The organism is Dactylosporangium sp. NPDC051541, from assembly GCF_044454505.1.
GTDB lineage: Bacteria > Actinomycetota > Actinomycetes > Mycobacteriales > Micromonosporaceae > Dactylosporangium.
This window is the reverse complement of record NZ_JBITDU010000001.1, coordinates 988,618-995,197: the sequence shown is the minus strand read 5'-3', so window position 1 is coordinate 995,197 and position 6,580 is coordinate 988,618. Positions and strand designations below refer to the sequence as shown.

The following is a 6,580-nucleotide window of genomic DNA, read 5'->3' as shown; positions in this document are numbered from 1 at the left end:
GTACCGCTCATGCCGACACCTCCGCAAGCTCCGGCGCCGGCCCGAGCTCCGCCCTGCGCGTCTGGTTCGCGGCCACTCCGCTTCGCTCCGTACCGCTCATGCCGACACCTCCGCAAGCTCCGGCGCCGGCCCGAGCTCCGCCCTGCGCGTCTGGTTCGCGGCCACTCCGCTTCGCTCCGTACCGCTCACAGCGTTCCCCCGTCTCACTTGTTCTTCAGCGGGTCCTCAGGGGCCGCCATCGCGTTGCTGCCGTTGTTCCACACGTAGTACGAGTTGTCGCCCTCGCCCACGGTGAAGCCCTGGTCCCACGTGTTGAAGTAGGTCGACCCGGGGCTCGGCGGGATGGTGCCCTCGACCTCCGCGCGGTGCTCGGCGGCGTTCGCGGAGCCCTGCCAGGCACCTTCGGTCGCACCCTGCGGCTGCTGGGCCTTGACCTCGTCCTGGATCGTCTTCTGCCCGCCGCTGGGCCAGAACACGTCGTAGACGTCGTCGACGTTGGCCTTGCCGAGGTCGTCGCCGCCGAGGTACTCGTAGTAGATCCCGAGCGCCGCCTGCGCGATCGCCTGCAGGCTGAACGAGACGTCCTTGAGCATCTCGTTCTGGGCGGCGAGGGCGTTGGCGTGGTAGCCGCGGTAGAGCTTGGCCTCACCGAAGCCGGCGAAGGTCGACTGGACCTTCGTCATCGGCAGGACGCCGTCCTTGAGGTTGGCGTTGAAGTCCTCGATCTCCTTGCCCACGAGTTTGACGTAGTCGCCGAGGCTGCCCACGTTCACCTGGATCGGTGAGTGATCGACCGGTGTCCAGTTGTCGTGCCCTGGCTTCCAGTCATAGCCGTCGCGTGTCATTCGCCCTCCCCGTGGGTCGAAGAAAATTCATCGGACTCAATCATCATACTTGCCACGCACCACACGAAATATCGGTTCATCAGGTCGGCGGCGGGCGCCAGGCGAGCTGCACGAGCCGGCCGCCCTCCTTGCGGGTCACGTAGTAGCCGCGGCCCGGCGGCTGGTGCGCCGAGCGGACGTTGCCAAGCAGCGCCCCCTCGTCCCGCTCGCCGGAGAGCAGGACGCCGGGCGAGCCCAGCTCCCGCAGCCGCATGAGCACCGGCTCGTAGAGCGCCCGGCTGGCGCCGCCGGTGCGCCGGGTCAGGATCAGGTGCAGGCCCACGTCGCGGGCCTGGCTGAGGAAGTCCAGCAGCGGCGTGACCGGGTTGGTGCTGCCGCCGGCCACGAGGTCGTAGTCGTCCACGAGAACGTACAGCTCCGGGCCCTTCCACCAGCTCCGGGTGCGCAGCTGCTCGATCGTCACGTCCGGGCCCGGGAGCCGGCTCTTGAGCACCGCCACGACCTCGGCCATGATCGTCTGGGCGGTCTGCGCGGAGGTACCCGTGCCGATGAGGTGTTTGCTGTCGAACGCGCCGAGCAGACTGCGCCGGTAGTCCACGACGATCATCCGAGCCTCGTTGAGCTCATAGCGATCGATGAGCGACTGGCCGAACGCCCGCAGGAACGCGCTCTTGCCCGAGGCCGAGTCGCCGAAGAGCAGGAAGTGCGGGTCGGCGTCGAAGTCCACCCAGACCGGGCGCAGGTCGGCCTCGGCGATGCCGATCGGGATGCCGGAGCGCTCACGGTCGGTGACCGGCAGGCTCTCGTACGGCAGAACCGGGGGCAGCAGCCGCACCGGCGGAGCACCGGCGGCGGGCCAGGCCTGGCGGATCTCGGCGACCAGCTTCTCGACACCGTCGGCGAGGTCGTCGACGCTCTGCTGCCCGTCGATGCGGGGCAGGGCGCCCAGGAACTGCAGGCCACCGGGGACGACGCCGCGGCCCGGGGTCTTGTCGGGCACGTTCATCGCCGCCCGCCGGTCGATCTGCGAGTCACTGGGGTCGCCCAGGCGCAGCTCGAGGCGGCTGCCGAAGAGGTCGCGGATCGCCGGGCGCACGTCGTTCCAGCGGGTCGCCGAGGCGATGACGTGCACGCCGTAGGTCAGCCCGCGGTTGGTGAGCTCGTTGATCGTCCCCTCGAGGTCCTCGAAGTCGGTGCGGATCGTCGACCAGCCGTCGATGACCAGGAACACGTCGCCGAACGGGTCGTCGGTGAACTGCCCGGCGCGGCGGGCCCGGCGGTAGGTCGCCATCGAGTCGACGGCGGCCGCGGTGAAGCGCCGCTCCCGCTCGGCCAGCAGCACGAACAGCTCGGCGACCGTGCGGCGCACCGCGCCCGGGTCGAGCCGGGTGGCGACCCCGCCGACGTGCGGGACCTCACGCAGCGTGCCCAGCGCGCCACCGCCGAAGTCGAGGCAGTAGAACTGGGCCTCGCGCGGCGTGTGCGACAGGGCCAGGCTCAGGATCAGGCTGCGCAGCACGGTGCTCTTGCCGCTGCCGGGGCCACCGACGACGACCGCGTGCCCGGCCGAACCGGCCAGCTCCCACCAGACCGGGTCGCGGCGCTGGTCGAGCGGGCGGTCGACGATGCCGAGTACGCCGTGCAGGCTGCCCTGCAGCTCGGCGACCTGCACGGTCAGGCCGCGCTCGGGATCGACCAGCCGGGAGGGCAGCAGGGCGTCGAGGGTCGGCGGCTCGGCCAGCGGCGGCAGCCACACCTGGTGGGCCGGCATGCCCTTGCCCCGCATCTTGTCGACGAGCAGGTCGAGGAAGGTGTCGCCGACCAGGTTCTCCTCCTCCTTGACCTCCGCCCGCTCCTCGGTGACCGGCGGGGCGACGTAGGAGCTGACGTAGTCGCGCACGACCGGACCGCCACCGGCGGCGGACATGGCGATGGCGGCGTCGCGGCGGTACACCCCGGAGACGTATGCGGCCCGGAACCGGACCAGCGGTTCGGTGCCGTTGCGCAGATAGCCGTGGCCGGCCGCGCGGGGCAGTTCGAACGCGGCGACGTCGCCCAGGACGATGCGGCTCTCGACGGCTGAGAACGTCCGCAGGCCGATGCGGTACGACAGATGCGTGTCCAGGCCTCTGAGGCGGCCCTCCTCGAGCCGCTGCGATGCGAGCAGCAGGTGCACGCCCAGCGACCGGCCGACCCGTCCGATCTGCACGAACATGTCGATGAAGTCGGGTTTGGCGGTCAGCAGCTCGCTGAACTCGTCGCAGATGATCAGGAGGCTGGGCAGCGGCTGGAGCGGGGCGCCGGCCGTGCGGGCCTTCTCGTAGTCGCGCTGGTTGGCGAACATGCCGGCCTTGCGCAGCAGCTCCTGGCGGCGCAGCAGCTCACCGTTGATCGCGTCGGTCATGCGGTCGACCAGGGGCAGCTCGTCCTCGAGGTTGGTGATCACCGCGCTGGTGTGCGGCAGCACGTCGAGCTTGGTGAAGGTCGCGCCGCCCTTGAAGTCGATGAGCACGAAGTTGAGCACCTCGGAGCTGTGCGTGACCGCGAGCGCCAGCACCAGCGTGCGCAGCAGCTCCGACTTGCCGGAGCCGGTGGCCCCGATGAGCAGGCCGTGCGGGCCCATGCCGTCCTGCGCCGACTCCTTGAGGTCCAGCTCGACCAGCTGCCCGTCCGGCGACCAGCCGATCGGCACCCGCAGCCGGTCACGCTGCGGCCGCGGCACCCAGTGGCGGTTGGGGTCGTACTCGTCCGGGGACCCGATCTCCAGCATGTCGGACGGGTCGATGCCGCCGGTGGCGCGCTGCTCGGTGCGCGAGGCCGCGGAGAGCCGCAGCGGCGAGAGCTGCAAGGCCAGGCCCTCGGTCTCGGCCAGGCTGAGCTGGTCGGCCTGCCCGACCTCGGCCTTGCCCTCGTAGGTGCTGCTGGACAGCGTCCCGTCGGGCTCGATCGCCAGCACCAGCGCCGTCGGGTCGAGCAGCCGCGGCGGCGGGGTCGACAGGTCCAGCACGGTGACGCCCTCGACGCCGCCCTCCGTCATGAGGTGGTCGGAGCCGAGCACGTCACCGCCGTCGAGCACGACGATCAGGTGCGGCCCGCCGACCCGCTCGGCGCTGCTGACCGGGTTGAACCGGGGCCGCGCGCCGAGCACGTCGTCGAGCATCGCCTCCAGCCCGGGCACGTTCGTCGAGACCAGGCGCAGCTGGCCCAGCGCGTCGTGCCGGCTCGGATGCAGTCCGTGCGGCAGCCACTTCACAAACTCCCACAGCGCGGTGTTGCCGGGGGCCGCGCACACCGCCACGATCAGGTCGTCGGGTGCGTGGAAGGCGGCCGCCTGGGCCACGATCGCCCGGGCCAGGCCGCGGGTCCGCTCGATCTCGCCCTGCATGTAGACCCGGGCGAAGCCGTCCAGCGCCATCACGATCGGCAGGTCGTCGACGGACGCGTAGGTCGTCATGAACCGCCGCAGCGCGACCGCGCACATCGGGTCGAGGTCCTCGAGCGGCTTGCTCGCCGGCGGCACGAGCGGTGTGGCCAGATCCTGCGGGCCCCGCGCGATGCGGACCATGCCGAAGTCGGCGTCACCGCTGCGCCGCTCCCACAGCCGCTGGCTGGCCGGGATGGACCACAGGGCATCCGGGTCCGGGTAGCGGTACAACTGCGTCGCCCTTTGCTTCTGCCCGGCCCGGCGGACCTGGCGGCGACGCTGAGCGAGGTGCCGCATGTAGTTGCGGCGGGCCAGGAGCATCTCCTGGCGCCCCGGCCCCGCGTGCTGACCGAACTGGGAGGCGAGCATGCCGATCGCGGACAGGCCGAACATCGCGCCGGTCATATAGGCGAGGGGTCCGCCGCGTTGCCCGGCGAACATCAGCGCCATCGACCCGGAGCCGGCCAGCATCGGGATCATCATGAGCATCTGCGCCCAGCCGCGCCCGGTCGGCGGCGGCACCTCGGGTGGCGGCTCCAGCAGCACCTCGCCCGAGGGGTACTCGGGCTCGGCCCGCCGCGCCGGCCGCCGGCGCACGACAGTGCTCACGCCGCCACCTCCGCAAGCTCCGGCGCCGCCGCGAGCCCCGCGCTCTGCCCATGGTGAGCGGCCTCTTCGCTCCGCTCCGAACCGCTCACGCCGCCACCTCCGCAAGCTCCGGTGCCGCCGCGAGCCCCGCGCTCTGCCCATGATGAGCGGCCTCTTCGCTCCGCTCCGAACCGCTCACGCGAGTCCAACCTCCCCGTTCAAACTCGTTCGATCACACATGCTAACCAGTGGGCTGCTAGGTTGGGCACTCTCGATGGGCTCGAACAGGCGGGGAGCACGGGGGCGATGGCCGAGAACGTTGGTGCCGGGCTGGCAAGAGTGGTGCTGGCCGCGCCGAAGCGCCGGCTCGACCTGGCCCTTCCGGAGCAGATCCCCTTGGCGATGCTGCTTCCGGGGGTACTGCCACGAGCCGGCGAGGCCCTGGCCGACGACGGTCTGGATCACGGCGGTTGGGTCCTGCGCCGCACCGACGGCAGCACCCTGGACATGAGTCGCACGCTCGCCGCCCAGAACGTGCACGACGGCGACATCCTCCACCTCGCGCCGCGCTACGAGGAGTGGCCGGAGCTGGAGTACGACGACGTCGTCGACGCGATCGCGGCCGGCGCCCGCCGCTACGGCGCCGCCTGGACCCCGGCCGCGACCCGGGTCACCGGCCTGGCCACCGGCCTGCTCCTGCTCTTCGGCACTCTGGCCCTGCTGTTCTTCGCCGGCCCGGCCTGGACCCTGCCCGGCATCGTCGCCCTGGTGGTGGCCGCGGGCCTGCTCACCGGCGGGTTCGTGCTGTCCCGGGCGATGTCGGACGCGACGGCCGGCTCGACCCTGGGCGCGGCCAGCCTGATGTACGCCTTCGCCGGCGGCCTGCTCATCCTCGGCGGCTCCGAACCGCTCTCCCGCCTCGGCGCCCCGCACCTGCTCACGGGCGCGGGCGCGCTGCTGGTCTTCGCCCTGATCGGCTACCTCGCGGTCGGCGCCAACATCCGCCTGTTCGTCGCCGGCATCTTCACCGGCGCCGTCGGCGTCCTGGCCGGCCTGCTCGGCCTGACCTCGCTCGGCGCCGTCGAGTGCGCCGCGGCCGTGGTCGGCCTGCTCATCCTGCTGGCCCCGGCCCTGCCCCTGGCGTCGGTGCGGATGGGCAAGGTACCCGTGCCGCAGCTCCCCCGCACCTCCGACGACCTGCTCCAGCAGGACCCGGTCCCCCCGGCCGTGACGACGTACGCGACCGTGGCCCGGGCCGACGAGATCTTCACCGGCCTGCTGTTCGCCTTCGCGGTGCTCAACGTGGCCTCGTTCTGGCTGATCAGCCGCGAGTCCGGGGTCGTGCCGGGCATTCTGATCGCGGTCGTGGCCCTGGCCAACATGCTGCGGGCCCGGCTGTTCAGCACCGTCCGGCACCGGCTGCCGCACCTGCTGACCGGCCTGGCCGGACTGTTGCTGCTGATGGCCCGGCTGACCGCGGCCGACCTGCCGGTGCAGGTGGGCGTCGGCATTGGCCTGCTGCTCGTGGCCGTCCTGGCGGTGACGGCCGGGATGCGCTACTCGGTGCACCCGCCGTCGGTCCAGCTCGGCCGCCTGGCCGACATCTTCGACGTGCTGCTGGTCCTGGCCACGATCCCGATCGTCTGCCAGGTCCTGGGCCTCTACGAGTGGGTCCGCGGCCTCGCCGGCTGATCCGCCCTCATCGCCCGCCCAATCCCGATAA

General features: G+C 71.8%; 3 protein-coding genes. 1 reads left to right on the top strand and 2 read right to left on the bottom strand.

Annotated elements, in window-relative coordinates:
* Window positions 1-203 precede the first annotated feature (203 nt).
* Together ACIA8L_RS04550 and eccCa are read right to left on the bottom strand one after the other, a co-directional pair.
* Window positions 204-845, bottom strand: coding sequence for a hypothetical protein (locus ACIA8L_RS04550; RefSeq protein ID WP_395900336.1), 642 nt, complete (start codon window positions 843-845; stop codon window positions 204-206).
* Window positions 846-924: 79 nt separating this feature from the next.
* Window positions 925-4,878, bottom strand: coding sequence for a type VII secretion protein EccCa (gene eccCa, locus ACIA8L_RS04545; protein WP_395900334.1), 3,954 nt, complete (start codon window positions 4,876-4,878; stop codon window positions 925-927).
* Window positions 4,879-5,163: 285 nt separating this feature from the next.
* Between eccCa and eccD the strand changes: the two genes are divergently transcribed.
* Entirely contained in the window at window positions 5,164-6,549 is a 1,386-nt protein-coding gene (eccD, locus tag ACIA8L_RS04540) for a type VII secretion integral membrane protein EccD (RefSeq protein ID WP_395900332.1), read from the top strand.
* Window positions 6,550-6,580: the final 31 nt, after the last annotated feature.